Annotated in this window: 18 protein-coding genes and 1 tRNA gene; 10 read left to right on the top strand and 9 right to left on the bottom strand. The window is 65.0% G+C overall.

Annotation, left to right across the window (positions count from 1 at the left end):
- Positions 1-158 precede the first annotated feature (158 nt).
- On the top strand, positions 159-1,193 hold the full coding sequence (locus tag ACFXS9_RS34685) for a polysaccharide deacetylase family protein (protein ID WP_392697111.1): 1,035 nt from the start codon (positions 159-161) through the stop codon (positions 1,191-1,193).
- A 74-nt stretch (positions 1,194-1,267) separates the two neighbouring features.
- Here the strand turns inward: ACFXS9_RS34685 and ACFXS9_RS34680 are convergent, their stop codons facing one another.
- The 5 genes from ACFXS9_RS34680 to ACFXS9_RS34660 all read right to left on the bottom strand — a co-directional run bounded on the left by ACFXS9_RS34680 (position 1,268) and on the right by ACFXS9_RS34660 (position 5,834).
- Positions 1,268-1,672 carry a hypothetical protein gene (locus ACFXS9_RS34680; RefSeq protein ID WP_392697108.1) on the bottom strand — a complete coding sequence of 135 codons (405 nt, stop codon included), beginning with the start codon at positions 1,670-1,672 and terminating at the stop codon, positions 1,268-1,270.
- Between the two features lie 115 nt (positions 1,673-1,787).
- A tRNA-Thr gene (locus tag ACFXS9_RS34675) sits at positions 1,788-1,863 on the bottom strand.
- Positions 1,864-1,957: 94 nt separating this feature from the next.
- Complete coding sequence (locus tag ACFXS9_RS34670; RefSeq protein ID WP_392697105.1) at positions 1,958-3,727, bottom strand: heme biosynthesis protein HemY; 1,770 nt, start codon at positions 3,725-3,727, stop codon at positions 1,958-1,960.
- A gap of 8 nt (positions 3,728-3,735) precedes the next feature.
- Complete coding sequence (locus ACFXS9_RS34665) at positions 3,736-4,728, bottom strand: COG4223 family protein (RefSeq protein WP_392697102.1); 993 nt, start codon at positions 4,726-4,728, stop codon at positions 3,736-3,738.
- 350 nt (positions 4,729-5,078) lie between these two features.
- Positions 5,079-5,834 (bottom strand): uroporphyrinogen-III synthase, encoded by a 756-nt coding sequence (locus ACFXS9_RS34660; RefSeq protein WP_392697099.1) that lies wholly within the window; start codon positions 5,832-5,834, stop codon positions 5,079-5,081.
- A 133-nt stretch (positions 5,835-5,967) separates the two neighbouring features.
- Here ACFXS9_RS34660 and tsaD point away from each other — a divergent pair, with 133 nt between their 5' ends.
- The 3 genes from tsaD to ACFXS9_RS34645 are packed head-to-tail and all read left to right on the top strand — an operon-like array spanning position 5,968 to position 8,439.
- Positions 5,968-7,041 (top strand): tRNA (adenosine(37)-N6)-threonylcarbamoyltransferase complex transferase subunit TsaD, encoded by a 1,074-nt coding sequence (gene tsaD, locus ACFXS9_RS34655; protein ID WP_392700170.1) that lies wholly within the window; start codon positions 5,968-5,970, stop codon positions 7,039-7,041.
- A gap of 1 nt (position 7,042) precedes the next feature.
- The gene (locus ACFXS9_RS34650; protein ID WP_392697096.1) at positions 7,043-8,023 is read left to right on the top strand and encodes an NAD(P)H-dependent glycerol-3-phosphate dehydrogenase; all 981 of its coding nucleotides are present in this window, start codon (positions 7,043-7,045) and stop codon (positions 8,021-8,023) included.
- A 2-nt stretch (positions 8,024-8,025) separates the two neighbouring features.
- The gene (locus ACFXS9_RS34645; RefSeq protein WP_028348379.1) at positions 8,026-8,439 is read left to right on the top strand and encodes an EVE domain-containing protein; all 414 of its coding nucleotides are present in this window, start codon (positions 8,026-8,028) and stop codon (positions 8,437-8,439) included.
- 116 nt (positions 8,440-8,555) lie between these two features.
- On the opposite strand, the gene ACFXS9_RS34640 is transcribed toward ACFXS9_RS34645, so the two are convergent.
- The gene (locus tag ACFXS9_RS34640; protein WP_392697093.1) at positions 8,556-9,707 is read right to left on the bottom strand and encodes a DNA topoisomerase IB; all 1,152 of its coding nucleotides are present in this window, start codon (positions 9,705-9,707) and stop codon (positions 8,556-8,558) included.
- A gap of 370 nt (positions 9,708-10,077) precedes the next feature.
- On the opposite strand from ACFXS9_RS34640, the gene acs reads away from it, so the two are divergent.
- Both acs and ACFXS9_RS34630 read left to right on the top strand, forming a co-directional pair.
- Positions 10,078-12,030 (top strand): acetate--CoA ligase, encoded by a 1,953-nt coding sequence (gene acs, locus ACFXS9_RS34635; protein WP_392697090.1) that lies wholly within the window; start codon positions 10,078-10,080, stop codon positions 12,028-12,030.
- Between the two features lie 327 nt (positions 12,031-12,357).
- Positions 12,358-12,870, top strand: coding sequence for a L,D-transpeptidase (locus tag ACFXS9_RS34630; protein WP_392697087.1), 513 nt, complete (start codon positions 12,358-12,360; stop codon positions 12,868-12,870).
- Positions 12,871-12,917: 47 nt separating this feature from the next.
- Here the strand turns inward: ACFXS9_RS34630 and ACFXS9_RS34625 are convergent, their stop codons facing one another.
- Together ACFXS9_RS34625 and ACFXS9_RS34620 are read right to left on the bottom strand one after the other, a co-directional pair.
- The gene (locus ACFXS9_RS34625) at positions 12,918-13,433 is read right to left on the bottom strand and encodes a thermonuclease family protein (protein WP_392697084.1); all 516 of its coding nucleotides are present in this window, start codon (positions 13,431-13,433) and stop codon (positions 12,918-12,920) included.
- 132 nt (positions 13,434-13,565) lie between these two features.
- Positions 13,566-13,775, bottom strand: coding sequence for a DUF1674 domain-containing protein (locus ACFXS9_RS34620; RefSeq protein WP_392697081.1), 210 nt, complete (start codon positions 13,773-13,775; stop codon positions 13,566-13,568).
- A 118-nt stretch (positions 13,776-13,893) separates the two neighbouring features.
- Here ACFXS9_RS34620 and ACFXS9_RS34615 point away from each other — a divergent pair, with 118 nt between their 5' ends.
- The 3 genes from ACFXS9_RS34615 to purH all read left to right on the top strand — a co-directional run bounded on the left by ACFXS9_RS34615 (position 13,894) and on the right by purH (position 18,862).
- Entirely contained in the window at positions 13,894-15,285 is a 1,392-nt protein-coding gene (locus ACFXS9_RS34615; protein ID WP_392697078.1) for an RsmB/NOP family class I SAM-dependent RNA methyltransferase, read from the top strand.
- 163 nt (positions 15,286-15,448) lie between these two features.
- A complete protein-coding gene (locus ACFXS9_RS34610) occupies positions 15,449-17,164 on the top strand; it encodes a heparinase II/III family protein (RefSeq protein WP_392697075.1) in 1,716 nt (571 codons plus the stop codon).
- A gap of 105 nt (positions 17,165-17,269) precedes the next feature.
- Positions 17,270-18,862, top strand: a complete 1,593-nt coding sequence (gene purH, locus ACFXS9_RS34605) for a bifunctional phosphoribosylaminoimidazolecarboxamide formyltransferase/IMP cyclohydrolase (RefSeq protein WP_392697073.1) — start codon at positions 17,270-17,272, stop codon at positions 18,860-18,862.
- An 868-nt stretch (positions 18,863-19,730) separates the two neighbouring features.
- On the opposite strand, the gene ACFXS9_RS34600 is transcribed toward purH, so the two are convergent.
- A complete protein-coding gene (locus tag ACFXS9_RS34600; protein WP_392697070.1) occupies positions 19,731-21,116 on the bottom strand; it encodes an MFS transporter in 1,386 nt (461 codons plus the stop codon).
- Between the two features lie 128 nt (positions 21,117-21,244).
- Here ACFXS9_RS34600 and ggt point away from each other — a divergent pair, with 128 nt between their 5' ends.
- The gene (ggt, locus tag ACFXS9_RS34595; RefSeq protein ID WP_392697067.1) at positions 21,245-22,990 is read left to right on the top strand and encodes a gamma-glutamyltransferase; all 1,746 of its coding nucleotides are present in this window, start codon (positions 21,245-21,247) and stop codon (positions 22,988-22,990) included.
- The last annotated feature ends 33 nt before the right edge of the window (positions 22,991-23,023 follow it).

Here is a 23,023-nt window from a genome sequence, read left to right as displayed (position 1 = left end):
GCATGCGCCGGGAACGGCGGGGCGACTGTGACTGACGTCACTCGCGCATAACACCCTCATTTCCTTGTCCTAACCCGCGCTTGTTCGCGAGACGTTAAGACATTGTTGGCATTAATGGCCCGTTGCGTGTGTACCCCGAGTATGTGGAAAGAGTAGCGATGCGTAATGCGTTGGGCCTGATGCTGGCCAGTGTAGTGACGGCGCTGGTGATCACCGGCGTTTGGTACTGGACCTCCTCGCCGCGGACCGACGCGGCTGCACCCCAAACCGTTGCCGCCCGTGCGGCCGAGCCGGCGCCCGCCGCAGCCAGGCCCGCACCGAGGGACGACGTCGAGACCACGGCCTCGCTCTCGAAGCCGGCCCCCGCCCCCGCCCCCGCCCCCATTCCCGCAGCCCAGCCGATGCGATCGGCCTGCGCCAATCTCGACGCACTCGGCGTCAGCCGCACCGTCGTGATCGACACCACCGGCGGCCCCGGCTTCGGCTTCCTGCAATACAAGCAGTTTGACTTCCTGACCGACAAAGAGGTCGTGCTGACCTTCGACGACGGCCCGTGGCCAACCACGCCCGCCGTGCTCAAGGCGCTTGCGGATGAATGCACAAAAGCCCTGTTCTTCCCAGTCGGCAAGCACACCACCTATCATCCGGAGATTCTGAAGCAGGTCGCGGCCGCCGGCCACACCATCGGCTCGCACACCTGGTCGCACGCCCATCTCGACAGCAAGAAGCTGACCGAAGCGCAGGTCAAGGAAGAGATCGAGAAGGGCTTTAGCGCCGTGAAGATGGCGCTGGGGACCGCGCCCGCGCCGTTCTTCCGCTTCCCGGGGCTTGCGCACACCCAGCCGGCCCTCGGCTATCTCGCCTCGCGCAACATCTCGATGTTTTCAGTTGATGTCGATTCCAACGACTTCAAATCGTCGGGTCCGGACCAGGTCATCCAGAACGTCATGACCAAGCTCGACAAGCAGGGCAAGGGCGTCATCCTGATGCACGATCTGCAGAAGAGCACGGCGATTGCGCTGCCGACACTGCTGCGCCGCCTGAAAGCCGGCGGCTACAGGGTCGTGCAGATGAGGGCCAAGGAGCAGCTCGAAACCCTGCCCGAATACGACGCGATGCTGGTGAAGGACCAGAAGATGCCGGCGGTCGCCAGCCGCCCGATCAGCAGCGTGGTGCAGACGGTTTCGCAGTAAGCCAATAGGCTCAAGCGTCACGCAAAACGCGCCCCTCGGAGTAATCCCGAGCGGCGCGTTTTGCTTTGGCAACGTTACCAGTAGATCCCGTGGCGATGCAGCTCGCGGACGATGCGCGCTTCAATCCAGTGGTGCCTGCGGCGCGGTTTCATGCTCCTGGACATTAAGGCCGTTCTTCGAGCAACGGGCCTCCCGCGCTCGGCTCTCGACCGCTCAGCGGCCGGCTGTTGGACCCTTGCTGCCAGCTTGGGCGTCTCGGCCTTCGGTGTCTCAGCTTTGGGTGTCTCAGCTTTGGGCTCGATCGCCGGCCGCTCGACATATTTCGGCGGTTCCGGCGGCTGCGGGACTTCAGCGGTTTTCGGTGCATCGATGGCCTTCGCGGACGCCCGCTCGATGCCACCCAGCGACAAGCTCCGATCCCCAGCCTGAGCAGCAGTGGATGCCAGAACGAATCCTGCGATGAGAATGAGGTTACGCATGTTGATGTCTCCCCTTGAGGTCGAGGCGGAGACTAGGCCGGGCAGGTGGCGCTTTATGTGAGGCAGGTCACGCAAACCGTGCGTGCTGACGAACTCAGGAAACTTACGAAAAAGCTGGTGCCGCAAACAGGACTCGAACCTGTGACCCCGTCATTACGAATGACGTGCTCTACCAACTGAGCTATTGCGGCGGACCGAAGCGGCGTCCGGGCGTTAGCCGCGAACGCCCGCACCTGATATCGGGCAGCGCCCCGATTGGCAAGAAAAACGCTAGCCCCCGAAACGCTAGCTGCCGCCCCAGCGTGACAAAAATCCCCGCCAGCCGCCGGCCTGGGCCTTGGGCGGGGCGAGTTGTTCCGCGAATTCGTCCGCCGGGCTGTCCTCGTCGATGCCGGGATCGTCCGGGGCTCGAATGAGGGGGATTACGGCGGGAATCGAGGCCGGAACCGTCTTTGGAATATCCTGCCGCGAACGGAACAACGGGGCCGGCTGGCTTGGTGCCGGTTCGGCCGGCTTGGGCGGGGCTGGCTCCGGCGTCGGAAGAATGGTGGCCGCTTCGGGGCGGGGAGCTTCGGCGGGGGGCACTTCGGCGGCAGCCGCGGGTGGCGGCACATTGTCCTGCGCGGCCGGTGTTACGGGTGGTTCGGGAGTGACCGGGGCGGCGGGCTGCTCGTCCACGGCCTCGGGCGGCGCAATCACCACGGCACGGCGCGGCGTTGCCAACATGGCTTCCTCGAACGGGGAGGATTCGATCGTGCTCGCCTTGTCGGACGGCAGGGCCGCGACCGGCGTCTGCCACTGGAAGGCATCCAGCCGCCCTGTGACCGGCGAGACTGGCCGCCAGCGGTCGCTGACATAGCCGTCCGCAGTCCAGGCCGGATCGTGCAGCGCGCGCACCGCGCGCAAGGTCCACGCGCGTGCACGGCCACTATCGCCGTGCTCGGTGCGCTCGATCTCGGCCATCAACAGCGCGACCCGCTGCGTCGGCTGAGCGATGAAGGGCGCCAGCGCCTCGCGCGCCTTGGTGAACTCAGACGCATCGATCGCGGCGCGCGCGATCGCCAGCGCGCCCTCGATATGTCCAGGCGCTTTCGCCGCCAGCGTCTCGACCCGCACCAGCCGTTGGCGCGCGGAATCCCCCAACTTCACATGGGCATAGGCATCGGCCAGATCAGGATGCGGCTGCGCCAGCCAAGCCGTCTCGACAAGCCGCATCGAGCGCCGCACCTGGTGCGCTTCGCTCTCGAACTTGCTCGCCAGCACCGCGGCGGGTACCAGCGTCGGCGCCAGCTTGACCGCTTCCATCACGCTCTCGCGCGCCAGGTCGCGATCGACCTTTTCGAGTTCGAGCGCGCGTGCGGTCAGCAGCACGCCGCGCTGCCGGCGATAGGTCGCCTTGTCGATCAGCCCGGCCGATTGATTGTTGTCGAGAATTTTCAGCGCACCGGCCCAGTCGCCCTTGGCGCAGCAGAAGCCGAGCACGGCGTGCGATGCCCATGACGACGACGGCGACAGCTTCAGCGCTTCCTCGGCGAGCATGACGGCGGCGACCGGATCGTCGGCGCGCTGCGCCTCGATGAACAAGCCGCGCAGGCCCAACAGCCGCGTGTCTTCACGCTCGGCCATGGCGCGGAAGGCGCGCTGCGCGCCCTCGCGATCGCCGTCGAGCTGCGCCGATTGCGCGTGCAGCAGCAGGGCCAGCGGATCCTGCGCCGCGTGCTTTCGCGCGGCGTCCGCGTGGATGCGGGCAGCCGTGGAATCGCCATGGCCGATCGCGAGCAGGCCTTGCGTGATCGCATGCCGGCCGCGGGCCTGACGACGTTCGCGCTGGTTGCGGCGGATCCGTTGGGGCGTGCGCCACAGGCCGCGCAGGATCGCCCACAGCATCATCGCCGCAACGATGACGATGCCGAGCGCCAGCACGAACACCGGCAGCGTGGTCTGCGCGCGATAGCCGCCCCACGACAGCACGACATTGCCGGTCTGCTCGGCAATCCAGGCCGCGCCCGCTGCACCGAGCGCGATCAACAGCAGAAACAGAATGATCCGAACCATTGAAATCCTTATTGCGCCGGTTTGGCGAGCACGGCCATGGCCTCAGTCGCAAATTGACGGGATGCGGCCAGCGCGGCGTCGCGCGCATCGGCCGACGCAAGCCATGATTGCGCTGCGGCGCGATCGGCCGGCTCCAGCGTCTTCAATTCCCGCCGCGCCTCGTTGAAATCGTTGCGCAGCGCAGCCGCCGTGATCCGTGCCACCACGGCGCCGCGGTCCGTGCCGGTGGTATCGGTGCGTTCGATCTTGACCAGTTTGGCAGCGCCCGCCTGCAAACGATCGACGATGCCGGTGCCGGTGGTGGCGGCGCTCTGTTGGGCCGGCAACAGTTTTGGCACCAGCGCCAACAGTTCCGTGCTCAGCTTGCCGGCGTTCGGCACGCCCTTCTCCGCAAATTCATCGAGCGGCTTCAGCGCTTCGGGATTTGGTGCCAGCGCCTTGGCTGCGGCGAGCGCCGTCGGATAGGGATCGCCGATCCGGACCAGGACATCGAGCAGCGCTGCCGATACCACACGGCGCAGCGGCATATCATCGGCAGGTTTGGCGTCGGCCGTCGTGTCGGCAAGCTTGCTGCCTTGTTGCGCAATCTCGGCGCTCTGCGCCCGCATCTGGCTCTCGACCTTGGCGATGCGTTCGGCGAAAGCGGCGAGATCAGGCGACGCGGTGCCGTCGCCACGCGGCGCCGACTTCACGTCGTTAATGGCAGACGCCAGCTTCTCGCCTTGCGCGCGCGCGGTGGCGAGTTCCCCGCGCAGCGTCGCGACCGATTTTTCAAGTGCGTCAGTGCGCGCGGCCGCGGCCGGATCGGCCACGGGTTTGCCCACCCTGGATTCGAGGCCGGCGATTTGCGCGGTCAAACCGTCGATGGCGGCGGCGTTGAGCTGCGCGGTCTGCGATACGGAGGCCGGCTGAATCGCGGGCCAGCCCAGCATCCAGCCGACGCCGATCACCAGCGCCGCCGCGACCGCGCCGGAAACCGGCGCAATGACCCAGGGCGACACGGGAGGCGACAGGGGCCGGGACGGCGGCTCCGCAACCCGTGACCCTCAACTGGAGCCTCCTCAACCGGCGCTTGGGCGATCTCTGGCGCGGGTTCAGCCTCAGGCTCGGATGGCGCCTCGCCAGAACTCTTGGTCTCGCTCGATACTTCGGAGGCATCGAGATCGATGGTCGGCGGCTCACGTTTCGGCCGACCCGATCTGGGCAACGATCCAGTGTCTTCGGGCCTGTTGTCGACCATCACAGCGGTTCCCTTAAGGTGGTTAGATGCCGGAACTTAGCAGAATCGAGACGTCTTAGAGCATGATCCGGCCGTGGCGGCACCGGTTTTCCGATAAGACCATGCTCAGACTTAAAGATTAGGACCCGATCGGGCCTGCAACGCCCGGTCCAGCGCCTCGAACAGGGCGTTTTCATCCGGTGAAACCGCCGTCGTGACCTGGGTCGCGCCGGCGTCCCGCAACACCGCGGCGACGCCTGCCGAAATGCAGCACTGCGGCAGCGCCAATGCCGAGATTTCAACGCCGCCGAAGCGCGCCGCCTCCAGAAACGCACGCGCGCTGCGCCGCGAGTAATGCAGCACGGCCTCGACCTCATGCGCCACGAAAGCGTCACATATTTCCCGCGGCAGGCTGGGCACGGGCACCATCCGGTAGGTGGTATGTGTCACCACCGTAAAGCCCTGTTCGCCGAGTTCGCCGGCAAGGTCGCGCGCGAGGTCGGCGCCGGCAAGGTACAGGATCGGGCTCGCCTTCTTCAGTTGCTTCGATTTCGCATTCGCCAGCACCAGATCGCGCAACGCGCCAGCGTCGCCCTTTGAGGCGATCACGTCGCCAAACCCCGCATCGCGGGCCGCCGCCGCGGTGTTTTCTCCGACCGCGAACAGCGGCAGTTTGAGAAGCCGGCTGTCGGCAAGATGGGGCGCGATGGCGCGCAGCGCGTTGGCGCTGGTGGCGATGACGGCGCCATAGCTCGCGTCCGCATCGTCCTGGAACAGCAACGGCTCGAACCGCAGCATCGGCGCGCGCAGTACGTCGAACCCCCGCGCGTGGAGGGCCTTCGCCGTCATCTCATCATCCGGACTTGGTCGCGTCACGAGAACGGCCATATTTCAGATCTCCGCCAAACGGGTTTCGGGCACGCGCAGGCGATTGCACGTTGCGACCTCGTAGTGCTACCGGGTTACGGAAGCGTTGTTTTTGGCGATAGTGCAAGGGTTCAAATTGGACAACGACAAGCCGATGCTGGTGCTGGGTATCGAGACCACCTGCGATGAAACCGCAGCCGCCGTGGTCGAGCGCCAGCGCGACGGAAGCGGAAAGATCTTATCCAATATCGTGCGCTCGCAGACCGCAGAGCACGCCCGTTTCGGCGGCGTGGTGCCGGAGATCGCGGCGCGCGCCCATGTCGACCTGCTCGACGGCATCGTCGCTCAGGCCATGAAGGACGCCAATGTCGGCTTCGCGCAATTGTCGGCGGTGGCGGCCGCCGCAGGTCCCGGCCTGATCGGCGGCGTGATTGTCGGCCTCACCACCGCCAAGGCTATTGCGATGGTGCATGACACGCCGCTGATCGCGGTCAATCATCTCGAAGCGCACGCGCTGACGCCGCGGCTCACTTGCGCGCTGGCCTTTCCCTATTGCCTGTTTCTCGCCTCCGGCGGTCACACCCAGATCGTCGCCGTGGTCGGCGTCGGCAAATATGTGCGGCTCGGCACCACCGTCGACGACGCGATGGGGGAAGCCTTCGACAAGGTCGCAAAGATGTTGTCGCTGCCCTATCCGGGCGGCCCTGAGGTCGAGCGCGCGGCGGGAAGTGGCGACGCCAAACGTTTCGCCTTTCCGCGGCCGATGCTCGGCCGGCCGGATGCGAATTTCTCGCTGTCGGGATTGAAGACGGCGGTTCGTAATGAGGCCAACCGCCTGGCGCCGCTGGAGCCGCAGGACGTCAGCGACCTCTGCGCCAGTTTTCAGGCCGCGGTGCTGGAATCGACCGCAGATCGGCTGAGCGTCGGCTTGAGACTGTTTCACGAGCAATTCGGCCCGCCCCGCGCGCTGGTCGCCGCCGGCGGCGTTGCCGCCAATCATGCCATTCGCGGGGCGCTGCAGGATGTCGCCTCGAAGGCGCAGACCACGCTGATCATTCCGCCGCCTGCACTCTGCACCGATAACGGCGCCATGATCGCCTGGGCCGGCGCGGAGCGGATGGCGCTGGGATTGACCGATACGATGGATGCGCCGCCGCGCGCGCGCTGGCTGTTAGATGCCAACGCCACCGCGCCGGCCGGCTTCGCCAACACCCGCGCAGGATTCTGAGATGACGTCCTTCAATTCCGTCGCGGTGATCGGCGGTGGCGCCTATGGCACCGCGCTCGCCTGCGCCGCGGTGCGCGCCGGCCGCAAGGTCGTGCTCTATGCACGAAGCGCCCAAAGCGCCACGCAGATGCAGACGACGCGGAACAATCCAAAACTACCCGGCGTGAGCCTCGACAGCAGTATCGGCGTCACAGCCGACATCGCTGCCGCGGCGCGCACGGACATCGTCCTGCTTGCGACGCCGGCGCAAAGTTTGCGCGAAGCCGCGGCCACGCTAGCGCCGTGCCTCAAGCCAAAGACACCCGTCGTCGCCTGTGCCAAGGGCATCGAGCGCGGCACCCACCGGTTCATGACCGAGATCATTGCCGAAACGATTCCCGATGCAATTCCTGCGATCCTGTCGGGACCGAACTTCGCCGACGACGTCGCGCGAGGCCTTCCGACCGCCGTGACGCTTGCGGCAAGGGATGAAAAGCTGGCGAGCCGTCTGGTGCAGGCGCTGGGCTCATCAACCTTCCGGCCCTATCACACCACGGATGTTCGCGGCGTCGAGATCGGCGGCGCGGCCAAGAACGTGCTGGCGATCGCAGCCGGGATCGTGATCGGCCGTCAGCTCGGCGCCTCGGCGCTGGCCGCACTGACCACGCGCGGCTTCAGCGAACTCGCGCGCCTCGGCCGCGCCTGCGGCGCGCGCAGCGAAACGCTGGCGGGCCTGTCGGGTCTCGGCGATCTGATCCTGAGCTGCTCCAGCCCGCAATCTCGCAATTTGGCATTCGGCATCGCGCTCGGGCGCGGCGAGCCGCCGAACCGCGACAAGCTCGCCGAAGGTGAATTCACCGCGCCGGTCTTGATCGAACTGGCAGCTTCGCAAAACGTCGATATGCCGGTATCAAATGCGGTCGCGGCGATCCTCGGCGGCAAGGTGACGATCGACGCGGCGATCGAAGGACTGCTGACGCGGCCGTTCAAGGCGGAGGAATGACGATGGCGTACTGGCTGGTGAAATCTGAACCGTCGGCCTGGTCATGGGACCAGCAGGTCGCGAAGGGAGCAAAGGGCGAAGCCTGGACTGGCGTGCGCAATTTCACCGCGCGGCAGAATCTGGTGAACATGAAGAAGGGCGACAAAGCCTTCTTCTATCATTCCAACGAAGGCAAGGAGATCGTCGGCATCGCGGAAGTCATCAAGGAAGCCTATCCCGATCCGACCGACAAGACCGGCAAATTCGTCTGCGTCGACATCAAGGCCGATAAGCCGTTGAAGACGCCGGTGACGATGGCCGCGATCAAGGCTGACAAGAAGCTCGCCGACATGGCACTGGTGAAATATTCGCGGCTGTCGGTGCAGCCGGTCACGGCGGAAGAGTGGAAGCTGGTCTGCAAGATGGGCGGGATGTAAGGCGTCACATCGCGCAGATCTGTGGGGTGGGCAAAGCGCAGCGTGCCCACCATTCAGTATCCCGATGTCGATAGATGGTGGGCACGCTGCGCTTTGCCCACCCCACGGCGGCGAATTTACGCCGCAGCCGCCGCGGTCACCACCTGCGCCAGCAGCGCCTCGCGTTTGGCTTGCGTGCGGTAGCCCTTCATCGTCGCGGCAAAGCGCTCGAGGATGCCGTCTTCGAACGCGGTGACGATGGTGTCGTGGACGTAGCTCTTGCGGCAGATCGCCGGCGTGTTCGAGAGTTCGTCGGCCGCCGCGCGCACGGCTTCAAGCACCTGCTTCTTGCGGCCGCGGGCGCTCGCCGCCGGTGAAATCCGCGACAATGATTCCAGCACCACGGCCGATGCCATCAGCGTGCGGAAATCCTTCAGCGAAATCTTGATGCCGGCGATCTCGCGCAGGAACCCGTTCACGGCCGTGGTCGAGGCTGCGCGCACGACGCCAGACCTGTCGCGATACTGGAACATGCGCTTGCCCGGCACGGTGCGCAGGATGCCGATGGCGCGCACCAGCTTGGCGGCGTCGCATTCCTTGCGCACGGCCTTGCCGCCCTTGGCCTTGAAGGTCAGGACGAGGCAATCGTCTTCCAGCGTGACGTTCGATTTCAACAGCGTGGTGGCGCCGCGGGTGCCGTTGAGACGAGCATATGACTCGTTGCCGGGACGGATCGCGGTACGCGCGATCAACTCGATCACGGCCGAGAGCGCAAACTCCCGCGTCGGCTCCTCGCCCGACAGATACGCAGAGACCTTCCGCCGGATCTTGGGCAGTGCCGCGACCAGTTTGGCCAGGCGATGCGCCTTGCGGTGCTCGCGAACCTTTTCCCAATCGGCGTGGTAGCGGTATTGCAGCCGGCCAGCGGCATCGAAGCCGACCGCCTGCAGATGCGAGTTCGGATCGGCCGAATAGCGAACGTCGCGATAGGCCGGCGGCACCGCCATCGAATGCAGGCGCCGGATCGTTCCGGCGTGACGGATCTGCGTGCCATTGGCGCGAATGAATGAATAGCTTTTTCCGCGCTTGATGCGGCGGATGGTCAGGCCGTTTTGATCGCCGAGTTTGAGGCCAAGTTCCTGTGCCAGCGCTTCGACGGTGATGATGTGCGGCTTTGCCGCGGACGATTTGGGAGATTCCTTCGGAAGCTGCCCGAGCGCTTCGGCCAATGCGACGGCAGGATCGGCGGAAACGGGCCGCGTAGCCTCGAAATTCTGCTGATCCATCATGTCCGTTGTCGCCTTGCTCCGCCTGTTTCGCCGGTAATGCCGCTTGTTATGGCTTGTTCCGGGAGGCCTCCGGCCCCGGGGAGGCCATTTAGGGGGTAACGAACCAGTTTGCGAGTCCCGATTCCGTCATTGGCGGTTATTAGATACCAGTTAATGGGAGCCATTCCGCCGATAACGTTGATTTCGTCCTGAGCGGGACCCGCGAAATAGCCTGACTTTGATCCGCGACAAGGCCGGGAACCGGCTGGCCGACCAAGGTCGCAGACGTTCCGCCTTGTCCGGGCATCGTCCCGCGACGCATAATCGCTGCAACAATCAGGGACGATTTGTGGCCGCCGAGCATCCGGCCGCAATGAGTGGGAGGATAAAGATGTCCGAGAAGATTTACGACGTATCCGCCGATTGGGCCAAACGTGCCTACGTCGATGACGCCAAGTACCGCGAAATGTACGCCCGCTCGGTCTCGGACCCCAATGGTTTCTGGGCCGAACAGGCCAAGCGCATCGACTGGATCAAGCCGTTCCACAAGGTCGAAAACGTCTCCTACGCCCCCGGCAACATCTCGATCAAATGGTTCGAGGATGGCGTCCTGAACGCCGCCTGGAACTGCATCGATCGGCATCTCGACAAGCGCGGCAACCAGACCGCCATCATCTGGGAGGGCGACGATCCCTCGCAGTCCAAGCACATCACCTATCGCCAGTTGCACGACGAAGTCTGCAAGATGGCCAACATCCTGCGCACGCGGAACGTCAAGAAGGGCGACCGCGTCACCATCTATCTGCCGATGATCCCGGAAGCGGCCTATGCGATGCTGGCCTGCGCGCGGATCGGCGCGATTCATTCGGTGGTGTTCGCCGGCTTCTCGCCCGACAGCCTCGCCCAGCGCATCACCGATTGCCAATCCAAGTTCATCATCACCGCCGATGAGGGACTGCGCGGCGGCAAGAAGGTGCCGCTGAAGGCCAATGTCGATGCCGCGATTGCGAAAGCCGGCGGCGTCGATTGGGTCGTCGTGGTCAAGCGCACCGGTGCAGCCGTCGACATGAATCCCTCGCGCGATTTCTGGTATCACGAAGCGGCCGCGATGGTGACGACGGAATGCCCGGTCGAGCACATGCACGCGGAAGACCCGCTGTTCATACTCTATACGTCGGGCTCCACCGGCCAGCCCAAGGGCGTGCTGCACACCACCGGCGGCTATCTCGTGTTCGCGGCGATGACGCACCAATACGTGTTCGATTATCACGACGGCGACATCTACTGGTGCACCGCCGACGTCGGCTGGGTTACCGGCCACAGCTACATTCTCTATGGGCCGCTGGCGAACGGCGCCACCACGCTGATGTTCGAGGGCGTACCGAACTATCCGGACAATTCGCGCTTCTGGAACGTCATCGACAAGCACAAGGTCAACATCTTCTACACCGCACCGACCGCGATTCGCGCGCTGATGCAGGCGGGCGATGGCCCCGTGCAGAAGACCTCGCGCAAGAGTCTGCGCCTGCTCGGCACCGTCGGCGAGCCGATCAATCCGGAGGCCTGGGAATGGTATTACCGCGTGGTCGGCGACGGCCGCTGTCCGATCGTCGACACCTGGTGGCAGACCGAGACCGGCGGCATCCTGATCACGCCGCTGCCGGGCGCCACAAAACTCAAGCCGGGTTCGGCGACGCGGCCGTTCTTCGGCGTGGTGCCTGAGATCGTCGATGCCGATGGCAAGGTGCTGGAAGGCGAAGCCACGGGCAATCTCTGCCTCGCCAAATCCTGGCCAGGGCAGATGCGCACGGTCTATGGCGACCATGCGCGGTTCGAACAGACCTATTTCACGACCTACAAGGGCAAGTATTTCACCGGCGACGGCTGCCGGCGCGATGCCGACGGCTATTACTGGATCACCGGCCGCGTCGACGACGTCATCAACGTTTCCGGCCACCGCATGGGTACCGCCGAAGTCGAGAGCTCGCTGGTGGCGCATGCCAAGGTGTCGGAAGCGGCCGTGGTCGGCTATCCCCACGACATCAAGGGCCAGGGCATCTACGCCTATGTGACGTTGATGGCCGGTACCGAGCCGACCGAGGAGCTGCGGAAAGAGCTGGTCGCCTGGGTGCGCAAGGACATCGGCCCGATCGCGTCCCCCGACCAGATCCAGTTCGCGCCGGGCCTGCCGAAAACCCGCTCCGGCAAGATCATGCGCCGCATCCTGCGCAAGATCGCCGAGGATGAGCCCTCGAGCCTCGGCGACACCTCGACGCTCGCCGACCCCGCCGTGGTCGACGACCTCGTGAAGAACCGGCAGAACAAGAAGGGCGCACCGGCGTAGGACGCCGCTATAGCAAGCCTCTCGTCCCGGGACCCCCGGGACGAGGCGAAGGCCGAATTTTTCAGCAATCCTGCCGCGCTCACGCGGTTGTCGGTGGCGAGCCCGCTTCAGCGGGCTTTGCGCCGCTGGGTGCTGTTTTCGGGTCATTTACTTTATTTCGAACATTTTCTTTGTTCCGCCCATCGAAACTAGTCTCGAAAACTGGCGTGAAACCAACCAGTCAATTCGCGCGACTAAACTGAAAACGCGTGGACAAGACAGCGGGCCGTCAGGCTTGAAAGGACATTTGAGAACCCCCGAGAGGGGCGGGCAAAGTGGAGCTGGGGAATGTCAAAGAGGATTGCGGTGGCGTTGGCCGCCACCTTGGCTGCGTGCACTATGATCTCTTCGCAGGCACAAGCGAGGCCGGAGCTGGTCGATGTCAGCGGCGAATACGCGCCGGGCACGATCGTGGTGAAGACCGGCGAGCGACGTCTCTATCTCATTCTCGAATCCGGCCGCGCCATGCGCTATCCGGTCGGCGTCGGCAAGGCGGGCAAGCAATGGTCCGGCACCACAAAGATCGACGGCAAGTATCTCAACCCGGCCTGGTCGCCGCCGAGCGAAGTCAGGCGCGACAAGCCGTATATGCCCAACGTGATTCCCGGCGGCTCGCCGCGCAACCCGATGGGCGTCGCGGCGATGACGCTGGCCGGCGGGGAGTATGCCATTCACGGCACCAACGTGCCGGGCTCGGTCGGCGGCTTCGTGTCCTACGGTTGTATCCGCATGCTCAACGACGACATCTCCGATCTCTATCAACGCGTGCCGGTCGGAACCACCGTGACCGTCATGCACTGATCTTCGGATTGAATTGAATGCAAAGGCCGCGCGATCGCGCGGCCTTTTTATTTCGGCAGTGCCTGGCCCGCGGTCGCGCACCATCCGTTGCGGTGACCGCCGCCATAGCTGCGCGCATGACCTGCCCCGAGCATGGCCGACGAAACATTTCCGGTGCGTCGCGTCGCGGCCTCGGCCACGACCCGGCCGCTATATTTGTCCGGTCCGATATTGAAGATCGTGACGCCGCCTTCGCCGAGCAGCGCGCGCAGGGCACCGGTCGCGGCCTCCGCCATCTGCAATTCCCCAGGGCACGATGCCTTCAATTCGGGCGCGTCGATGCCGCGCAGGCGTATGCGCGTGGTTGGCTCAACGCCGGGCGACAAATGCACCCGCGCCTCAAACGTGTCGCCATCGATGGTCCGGATGACGTCGACGGGATGGCGCATGTCAGGACTTCCAGAGTGCTTCCAGACCATCTCGGCATCGCGCGCCGCCTGGCTGTCGGCAAAGTCAGGCAACCACCGGCGTACCCAATCCCGCACCGGCAGCGTCGTCGCCGCCGCCACGCAAAGCACGAACATCCACGGCAAGGCCGCCGCAAACCAGCGGCGCCGCGGACCCCGGCGCGTGGTCCGGTAAGCACTTATCTTCTCGTATGGAGGCATATTCCCGACTAAGAGCTGAGTCGAGCCGTCCGGCAAGAGCCGGTGCCGTCAAAAATCCGAAGCGATCCCTCTGCGCTCCCAATCGCCGTAGCGGGTCGGTTCCGGGCCCTTCGGGCCCTGGAATTCCTTCTGCTGCGGCATGGCGCTGGCGTCAGTGGCCTTGCGGCGCGCTTCGGCCTCGGCAAGCGCGCGCTCGGCTGCGGGCGTCAGCTTCCTGCGTTCCGCAACCGGCGCGGAGGATGAAGAATTGTCGGTCATCGCAACTCTCCCATAGCACGGGATGAGCGCACAGATGACATCACAATCGAGAAATTGTCTGTGGCGATTCTTACATTTGGCATATTCGCATGCCAAATGAGCGTTTCATTTCATTGGCATGAGCCGAAACCTTTCCGCCTTCCGAGACATTCCTGCTTCATGCCCCCTTCAAGATCTCGCAGTACCTTCAGAAGTGCCCGGCCTCGCGGCGCGGCGGATCGCGGCTGATATTCTCGACGGCGTGCTGCACAAGCATCGTACCCTCGACGACCAACTCGACGGCGCAGGCGCCCATCCCGGACTGAAGGCGCTCGCCGATCGCGACCGCGCGTTGATGCGGCGGCTGGTGGCGACGATCCTGCGGCGGCTCGGCACGCTCGGCCATTTGCTGTCGCGTCTGCTCGATCGCGGCATTCCGACGGATGCGCCGCGGGCACAGAGCGCGCTGCTGATCGGCGCGGCGCAGATTCTCTGGATGGACGTGCCGGATCACGCCGCCGTCGATCTTTCGGTGCGGCTGGTGCAATCGGACCGGCGCGCCGCAAAGTATGCCGGCCTCGTCAACGCCGTGCTGCGCCGCTGCGCCCGCGAAGGACAGCCGCTGATCGAGGAAGTCAAATCGCAAACGCTGGATATTCCGCCGTGGCTGCTCACGCGCTGGATCGGCGCCTATGGCGAGACCACCGCGCGCGAGATGGCGCGCGCCATCGGCCACGAGCCGTCGCTCGACATCACCGTGAAGGCGGACGCGGCGCAATGGGCGAGCCGCCTGCACGGCGAAACCTTGCCGACCGGAACCGTGCGCACGCTGCTGCAGGGTTCGGTGACCATGCTGCCCGGTTTCTCCGAGGGACAGTGGTGGGTGCAGGACGCCGCCGCCGCGCTGCCGGCGCGATTGTTCGGCGATGTCGCCGGCAAGAGCATCGTCGACCTCTGCGCCGCGCCCGGCGGCAAGACCGCGCAGCTCGCGCACGCCGGCGCGCGCGTCACCGCGGTCGATCGCTCGCCGGCGCGCATGGCACGGCTGCGCGACAATCTGGCCCGGCTTTCGCTGCAGGCCGATGACGTGGTGACCGATGCGGCCGAATGGCAAGGCAGCGGCAATGGCGGTTACGACGGCGTGCTGGTGGATGCGCCCTGCACCTCCACCGGCACCATCCGCCGACACCCCGATGTCGCCTGGCTGCGTCAGGAAGCCGACATTGCGGCGCTGTCCGCGCTACAGAAACGGTTGCTGCAAAAGGCGGTAGCCCTGCTCAAGCCGGGCGGAACGCTGGTCTATTGTACGTGTTCGCTGGAGCCCGAGGAAGGCGAGCAGGCCGTCGCGTCCCTGCTCGCTACCGAACCGGGCATGCGCCGTGTCCCGGTCGAGGTGGACGAGGTCGCAGGCCTCAGCGAAATCGTGACCGCAAGCGGCGATTTACGCACCCTTCCCTGCCATTTGCCCCATGACGACCCCCGGCTCGGCGGGTTAGATGGATTTTACGCAGCGCGGCTGGTTAAAACCTGATTTTAGACCGGAATCACCCTGCCTTCGGGTGATTCGTCGATTTTCAAGATGGTGTCTTACCGGCGTTTCCGGATTAAAAGGATTCGCCAGAATACCCCTCCCTCTCCTTAAGCCAAGGCACGGCGTGTCGGTCGCTCAACGCAGACGCATCTCGACGCTTATCATGAGCCGCTCGGCGCGGACCGTGATCGCGCGCGCGACCGGCGCCACGGTGGCGGTATCGCGGCTGTGGCCGGGGCGCGCTGACCGGCTGATCATCGCCCCGCACGATCTGCGCACCGCCGACGCCACCCGCGCCGCGGAAATCTATGCCGGCCGCTTCGTGTTCGCCGGCAAAATCGTCACCTGCCATGGCCGCTCGATCTTCGATCTCGAGCCGCCGTCGGAAGATTGGGAAGTCGCGCTGCTCGGCTTCGGCTGGCTGCGACACCTGCGCGCCGCCGACACCGCGCTGACCCGCGCCAATGCCCGCTCGCTGGTCGACGACTGGATCTCGAATCCGGCGCGCAAGCGGCCGCTCGAACGCCGCCCCGACGTGCTGGCGCGCCGCGTGATCTCGCTGTTGTCGCAGGCGCCGCTGGTGCTCGGCGACACCGACGGAAAATTCTATCGCAAATATCTGCGCGGGCTGACCCGCGAAATTCGATATCTTCGCTACACGATGCTCGACATCGCCGACGGTGTGCCGCGGCTGCAGGTCCTGATCGCGCTGTGCTACGCCTCGCTGTGCCTGGCCAATCAGGCGCGGCACATCCGCTCCGCCACGCGACGGCTTTCCGACGAATTGCAGCGCCAGATCCAGCCCGACGGCGGGCACATCTCGCGCAACCCCGGCGCGCTGGTCGAACTGCTCAGCGACCTCCTGCCCCTGCGCCAGACCTTTGCCGCCCGCAACATCGCGCCGCCGCCCGCGCTGTTGAATGCGATCGACCGCATGATGCCGATGCTGCGCTTCTTCCGTCATGGCGACGGCAGCTTTGCGCTGTTCAACGGCATGAGCAACGCGCCCTCGGACTTGGTGGCGACGCTGCTCGCCTATGACGACACGCACGGCGTGCCGATGGCGAACATGCCGCATACCGGCTTCCAGCGCCTCGACGCCGGCACCACGACCGTCATCATCGATAGCGGCCCGCCGCCGCCGCCGAATGTCAGCCAGGAAGCGCACGCCGGGTGTCTCTCGTTCGAACTGTCTTCGGGTCCCAGCCGGATCGTGGTCAATTGCGGAATGCCCTCGACCGGCAGGGATAATTGGCGCACCTTTGCCCGCAGCACCGCAGCGCATTCGACCCTGACCTATCACGAGGCGTCCTCGTGCCAGTTCGTCGAATTGTCTGCGATGAAGCGCCTGCTGCAGGGCGCGCCGGTCGTCAGCGGTCCGGCCAACGTGGAAAGCTACCGCGAGGCGGTGGCCGACGGCGATCTCCTGACCACCTCGCATGACGGCTACCTCGCACGCTTCGGCGTCGTGCATCGCCGGGTGCTGATGATCTCCCATGACGGCGCAAGGCTCGACGGCGAGGACACCGTGGCGCCGGCGCCGGGGACGCGCATCAAGGGCGCCGAGACCGATTATGCGCTGCGGTTTCATCTTCATCCCGCGGTGAAGGCCAGCCGCCTCAGCGATGCGCGCGGCGTCATGCTGGTATTGCCCAACCGCGACGTCTGGACCTTCGAGGCGCTCGACGACAAGGTCGATCTCGAGGACAGCGTGTTTCTGGCCGGCAATGACGGCCCGCGCCGCACCGCCCAGATCGTGATCCGCCAGGATTCCCGCCACGCCTCCTCGATCCGCTGGAGCTTTGTCCGCTCAAGCACGTCGGCGGGCGCCACCAACACGCGGCGCACTGCGCGGCGCGAGCCGGAATTGCCGCTCTGAGCCCTTCCCGGCCAGATTTCCACACCTGGATTTGACGCCTTCTGGCGGTTTCATGACCGGTGAATCCATGCTACCGGGCTGGCCTTAATAGCCAGGAATCCAGCCATGACCGACCATCCGCGCCGCGTAACCCGCGCTCTATTGTCCGTTTCCGACAAGACCGGCCTGATCGAACTTGCCCAGGCGTTGGCAGGACATGGCGTCGAACTGGTCTCGACCGGCGGCACGGCGAAGGCGATCGCCGCCGCGGGGTTGAAGGTCAAGGACGTTTCCGAACTCACAGGCTTCCCCGAAATGATGGACGGCCGGGTCAAGACGCTGCATCCGAAGGTGCATGGCGGCCTGCTCGCAATCCGCGACAACAAGGAGCACGCCGACGCCATGAAGGCGCACGGCATCGCGCCGATCGATCTGCTCGTCGTCAACCTCTACCCGTTCGAGGCGACCGTCGACAAAGGCGCTGCTTACGAAGACTGCATCGAGAATATCGATATCGGCGGACCCGCGATGATCCGGGCGGCTGCCAAGAACCACGACGATGTCGCCGTCGTCGTCGAGGCGCAGGACTATCAGGCCGTGCTCGACGAACTCGCGGCCAACAAGGGCGCAACGACGCTCGGGCTGCGCCGCCGCCTCGCCGCAAAAGCCTATGCGCGTACTGCCGCCTATGACGCCGCGATCTCGAACTGGTTTGCTACAGAGCTCAAGGACAATGCGCCGGATTTCCGCGCCTTCGGCGGCCGCCTGATTCAGTCCTTGCGCTATGGCGAGAACCCGCACCAGACCGCGGCGTTTTATGCGACGGCCGACAAGCGGCCCGGCGTCTCCACCGCGCGGCAATTGCAGGGCAAGGAGCTTTCCTACAACAACATCAACGATACCGATGCGGCTTACGAATGCGTCGGCGAGTTCGATCCGAAGCGCACCGCGGCCTGCGTCATCGTGAAACATGCAAACCCCTGCGGCGTTGCGGAGGGACCTGATCTCGTCACCGCCTATCGCCGCGCGCTCGCCTGCGACTCGACGTCGGCCTATGGCGGCATCATCGCAGTCAACCGCACGCTGGATGCGGAGGCCGCGCGCGCCATCATCGGCATTTTCACCGAAGTGATCATCGCCCCCGACGCTACCGAAGAGGCGATCTCGATCATCGGCAGCCGGCGCAATTTGCGCCTGTTGCTCGCAGGCGGCCTGCCCGACCCGCGCACGGTCGGCCTGACCGCCAAGACGGTTGCCGGCGGCTTGCTGGTGCAGAGCCGCGACAATGCGGCGGTTGAGGACATGGACATCAAGGTTGCGACCAAGCGCGCGCCGACAGACGCCGAACTGCGCGATCTCAAATTCGCCTTCCGCGTCGCCAAGCACGTCAAGTCGAACACCATCATCTACGCCAAGGATCTCGCCACTGTGGGCATCGGCGCCGGCCAGATGAGCCGGGTCGATTCGGCGCGTATTGCCGCTCGCAAAGCACAGGATGCTGCGGCCGAGATGAAGCTCGCTGAACCGCTGACCAAAGGCTCTGTCGTCGCATCCGATGCGTTCTTCCCCTTCGCCGACGGCATGCTGGCCTGCATCGAAGCCGGCGCGACGGCGGTGATCCAGCCCGGCGGTTCGATGCGCGATGAAGAAGTCATCAAGGCCGCCGACGACCACGGCATCGCCATGGTGTTCACGGGCGTCAGGCATTTCCGGCATTAGTTCGTTGTCCCTGCGAACGCAGGGACCCATAACCACCAGTTTGCGTTATTGAAGAAAGCCGTCTACCCGCGCGCGAAATAATCTATGCCGCGGCGTACGGGTCCCGGGTCGCGCTCGCGTTGCTCGCTTGCCCAGGACGACGAAGTTCGTAGGGTGAGCAAACCCAGGACGACGAACTGATTTGCCGCGCACGCAAGCGTAATTCGTGCAGCGGCCTGCGACACGATGGCACGACGGGCAAATCACTTCTGATTTTCAGAAATCGTGTCAAGCCCGGGAATCAAAAATATTCCACTTAACTTCGAGAGCAAATCAGTCGCATAACTCCGCCCGTCTCACCCATTGAGGGGCGCTCGCGATCGTCACGAACGTGCGGTGAGATGCGATGGACGCGGATGGCGCGCTAGACGTACGCGCCGGAAGCGTACGGCGAAGTCGTGTGGTTCGGGCGCCGCGGTGCTGGCGTTAAGTCGGCGGGAATTATCCCATCGGCGACGGAGGCAAAAGAGCCGTTCTCCGGGAAGAGCACGAAGTAAGCCGTAAAGCCATTGCGCAGGGAAGGCCGGGATGCTCCCGCTGTACCTGTATGCTCGTGTGCGTGTTCTTGATGCGCAATGGCACACGAGACCGCGGGTGCAGCCAGCACCCGGTCTTCCCTGCGCCCTCTCTGATCTGCAAGAGGGACAAAGAAGATGCAAACCTCGGGCGAAACACGCCGCGAGATCGCGAAGCTATATCCGCGTCATTGCGAGCGCAGCGAAGCAATCCATCTATCCCCGAGGCATGGATTGCTTCGCTGCGCTCGCAATGACGCGGATAGGTCGACACGCACCGGATATAGCGCATGCGTAGCTACAGTCGTCTACCCTCACTCCCGCACGCGCGACAGCAGCGCCAGGCCCGCGACGAAGAACACCACCAGCAGCGCCATGCCGGCCTTCTGGCTTGCGGTCACGGCCGTGATCGCGCCGATCAGGAGCGGACCGATGAACGACGTCACCTTTCCGGTCAGCGCGAACAATCCGAAGTATTGCGCGATGCGATCCTTCGGCGCGAGGCGGATCAGCAGCGTGCGCGAAGCCGCCTGCAGCGGGCCGCCGGCCGCGCCGATCAGGCACCCGAGCACGAGATAGGCGCGCTCGGCGGCGCCGGAAAACAACGCGCCGCCCGGAGCCGGTGGCGCGACCTTCACGAACAGGATCGAATCCTTGTCGACCAGCAAGATCGCGGCGAGCGCAAGCAGCAGGATCGTGAGGCTGCCGGCGATGACGCGCTTGGGTCCGAGCCTGTCGTCGAGCTTGCCGCCAAGCCAGGCTCCGAAGGTGCCCGCGATCGCCAGCAGAATTCCAAACGTCCCGATCTGAATCGTATGCCAGCCGAACGTGCCGGCGGCGTAGATGCCGCCGAAGGCAAACAGCGACACCAGCCCGTCGGTATAGATCATGTTGGCGAGCAGGAACGTCGCGATCGACTTTTGCTTCGGCAATTCGCCGAGCGTTCGCTTGAGCCCGCTCAATCCTTCGCGCAACGCCTCGCGGATTGGACGCTTGGCCGGATAATCCGGCGTGAGCAGGAACATCGGCGTCACGAAAATGACGAACCAGAGGCCGGTCAAGGGACCGGTGATGCGATCGCCCTGATGCGTGTCCGGATCGAGACCAAACAATGGCGCGAGGCCGAACAATGTACGCCCGGTCTCGGGACTGGCCGCCAGAAAGCCGAGCACGAGGATGAGGCTGAGGATACCGCCGATATAGCCGGTCGCCCATCCGGTGCCGGACAACCGCCCGATTCTGTCAGGCGGCACCAGCGTCGGCATCATCGCATTGTTGAACACGGTGGCGAATTCGACCCCGATGCTCGCAATCGCATAGGCCAACAGCAGTGGCGGAATGACGCTCGGGTCGCCCGGCTTTCCGAACCACATCAGGCAGGAGCCGATCACCAAAAGCGACCCGAAGCCGGCGATCCACGGCTTGCGGCGGCCGCTGGCGTCGGCGATGGCACCCAGCACCGGCGACAGCAGCGCGATCACCAGGCCGGCGGCGGCGGTGGCGAATCCCCACAGCGCCTGCCCCCTCGCCGGATCCGGCGCGACGAAGCTCGCGAAATAGGGCGCAAATACAAACGTGGTGATCAGCGTGAAATAAGGCTGCGCGGCCCAATCGAAGAATATCCAGCTCACGACGGCGGCGCGGCGCGGATAAACCCGCGGAATCTCGGCGCCAACTGCCTCGGAAGCGATCACCGCCATGCCGGATATTTCCTTCAAAAGTCGCGCGAAGCGTTTTGCGTGCCGAAACCGAACCCATATAGCATGCGTCACCAACGCTGGCGCTGTTGCCCACGCGCCACACAGTCTCAAACTGCGGCGGATTTTCGATGACAATCTTTCAAATCAGCCGGCGCAAGGCGATTGCCGCAATCGTGCTGGCATTCGCCTGCGGCACGACCGCCTTTGCGCAGGATCGGCGAGGCTTCCATTCGTCCCTCGACCCCTCCGCCGTTCGCTCCATTCCAGCCGAGCACGGCATGGTGGTCGCCCAGGAAAGGATCGCGGCGGAAGTTGGCGCCGACATTCTCCGGCAAGGCGGCAACGCGGTTGATGCCGCGGTCGCCACCGGCTTTGCGCTTGCCGTCACCTACCCGCGCGCCGGGAACATCGGCGGCGGCGGCTTCATGGTGATCCATTCGGCCGAGCGCAATGAAGACGTCGCCATCGACTATCGCGAGACCGCACCGGCCGCGACCACGCGCGACATCTTTCTGGGACCAGACGGCAAGCCCGATACCGATAAGTCGCGCAATTCCGCGCTTGGTATCGGCGTGCCCGGCACGGTGGCCGGATTGGCACTCGCGCTAGAGAAATACGGCTCCGGCCGCTTCACGCTCGCGCAAATCCTCAAGCCTGCCATCGAGCTCGCACGAGACGGTTTCGTGATCGCCGACGACACCGCCGACACCCTGCCGGACATGTATCGCCGGATGGCACGCTGGCCGAACTCGGCCAAGGCGTTCTCCCGTGACGACGGCACGGCGCTGCGAGAGGGCGACCGTCTGGTTCAGGCGGATCTCGCGGCAACGCTGTCGGCGATTGCCGAGCAGGGTCTGCGCGGATTTTACCAGGGGCCGGTTGCCGAACGGCTGGCAAAAGCCGTCCGCGATGCCGGCGGCATCATGACGGCGGACGATCTCAAATCCTATGAAGCGGTGATCCGCAGTCCCGTGCGCGGCAGCTATCGCGGCTACGAGATCGTGTCGATGCCGCTGCCCTCGTCCGGCGGCACGGTGCTACTGGAGACGCTAAACATTCTCGAAGGGTTTCCCATGGCGGACATGAAGCAGGGCTCGGCGCCCTCGTTGCATGTCATGATCGAGGCCATGAAGCGCGCTTACGCCGACCGGGCGCGCTATCTCGGCGATCCCGCCTTCGTCAATGCGCCGGCGAACATCCTGATCGCGAAGGATTACGCAGCAAAGCAGCGCGCCAGCATCGATCTTGCGCGCGCTACGCCGGCCGACGCGCTATCCGTGAGCCTGCCGCGCGAGGGCAGCAATACCACGCATTATTCCGTCGTCGACGCCGCCGGCAATGCCGTCAGCAACACCTATACGCTGAATTTTTCCTATGGCGTCGGCCTCGTCGCCGATGGCACCGGCGTGCTTCTTAACAACGAACTCGACGACTTCACCGCAGCACCCGGCGCGGCGAACGCGTTCGGCCTGATCGGCTTCGAAGCCAATTTGCCAGGCCCAGGCAAAAGGCCGCTGTCGTCGATGTCGCCCACCATCGTGCTGAAGGATGGCAAGCCGGTGCTGGTGACGGGTTCGCCGGGCGGCAGCCGCATCATTTCAGCCGTGCTGCAGGTCGTGGTCAACGTGCTCGATTACAAGATGGACGTCGCCACCGCCGTAGCCGCACCCCGGCTGCACCATCAATGGATGCCGGATGTGGTGCGCGTGGAGCGCGGCTTCCCTCAGGAAACGCTGGATGCGCTAAAGGAGAAGGGCCATCATGTGATCGAGCCGCTTGGCCAGACCTCGGCCAATTCGATCGCCGTCACGCCCGGCGGCCTGCTCGGCGCCCCCGATCCGCGGACGAGAGGGGCGGCGGCGGTGGGACATTAGAGAACGGTGCCTCCCTTACGTAGTATGGTTCCT

The organism is Bradyrhizobium sp. RDI18, assembly GCF_043203335.1.
Classification (GTDB): Bacteria; Pseudomonadota; Alphaproteobacteria; order Rhizobiales; family Xanthobacteraceae; genus Bradyrhizobium; species Bradyrhizobium retamae.
Note: the sequence above shows the minus strand (reverse complement) of the source record. Positions and strands in the feature narration are given on the sequence as shown.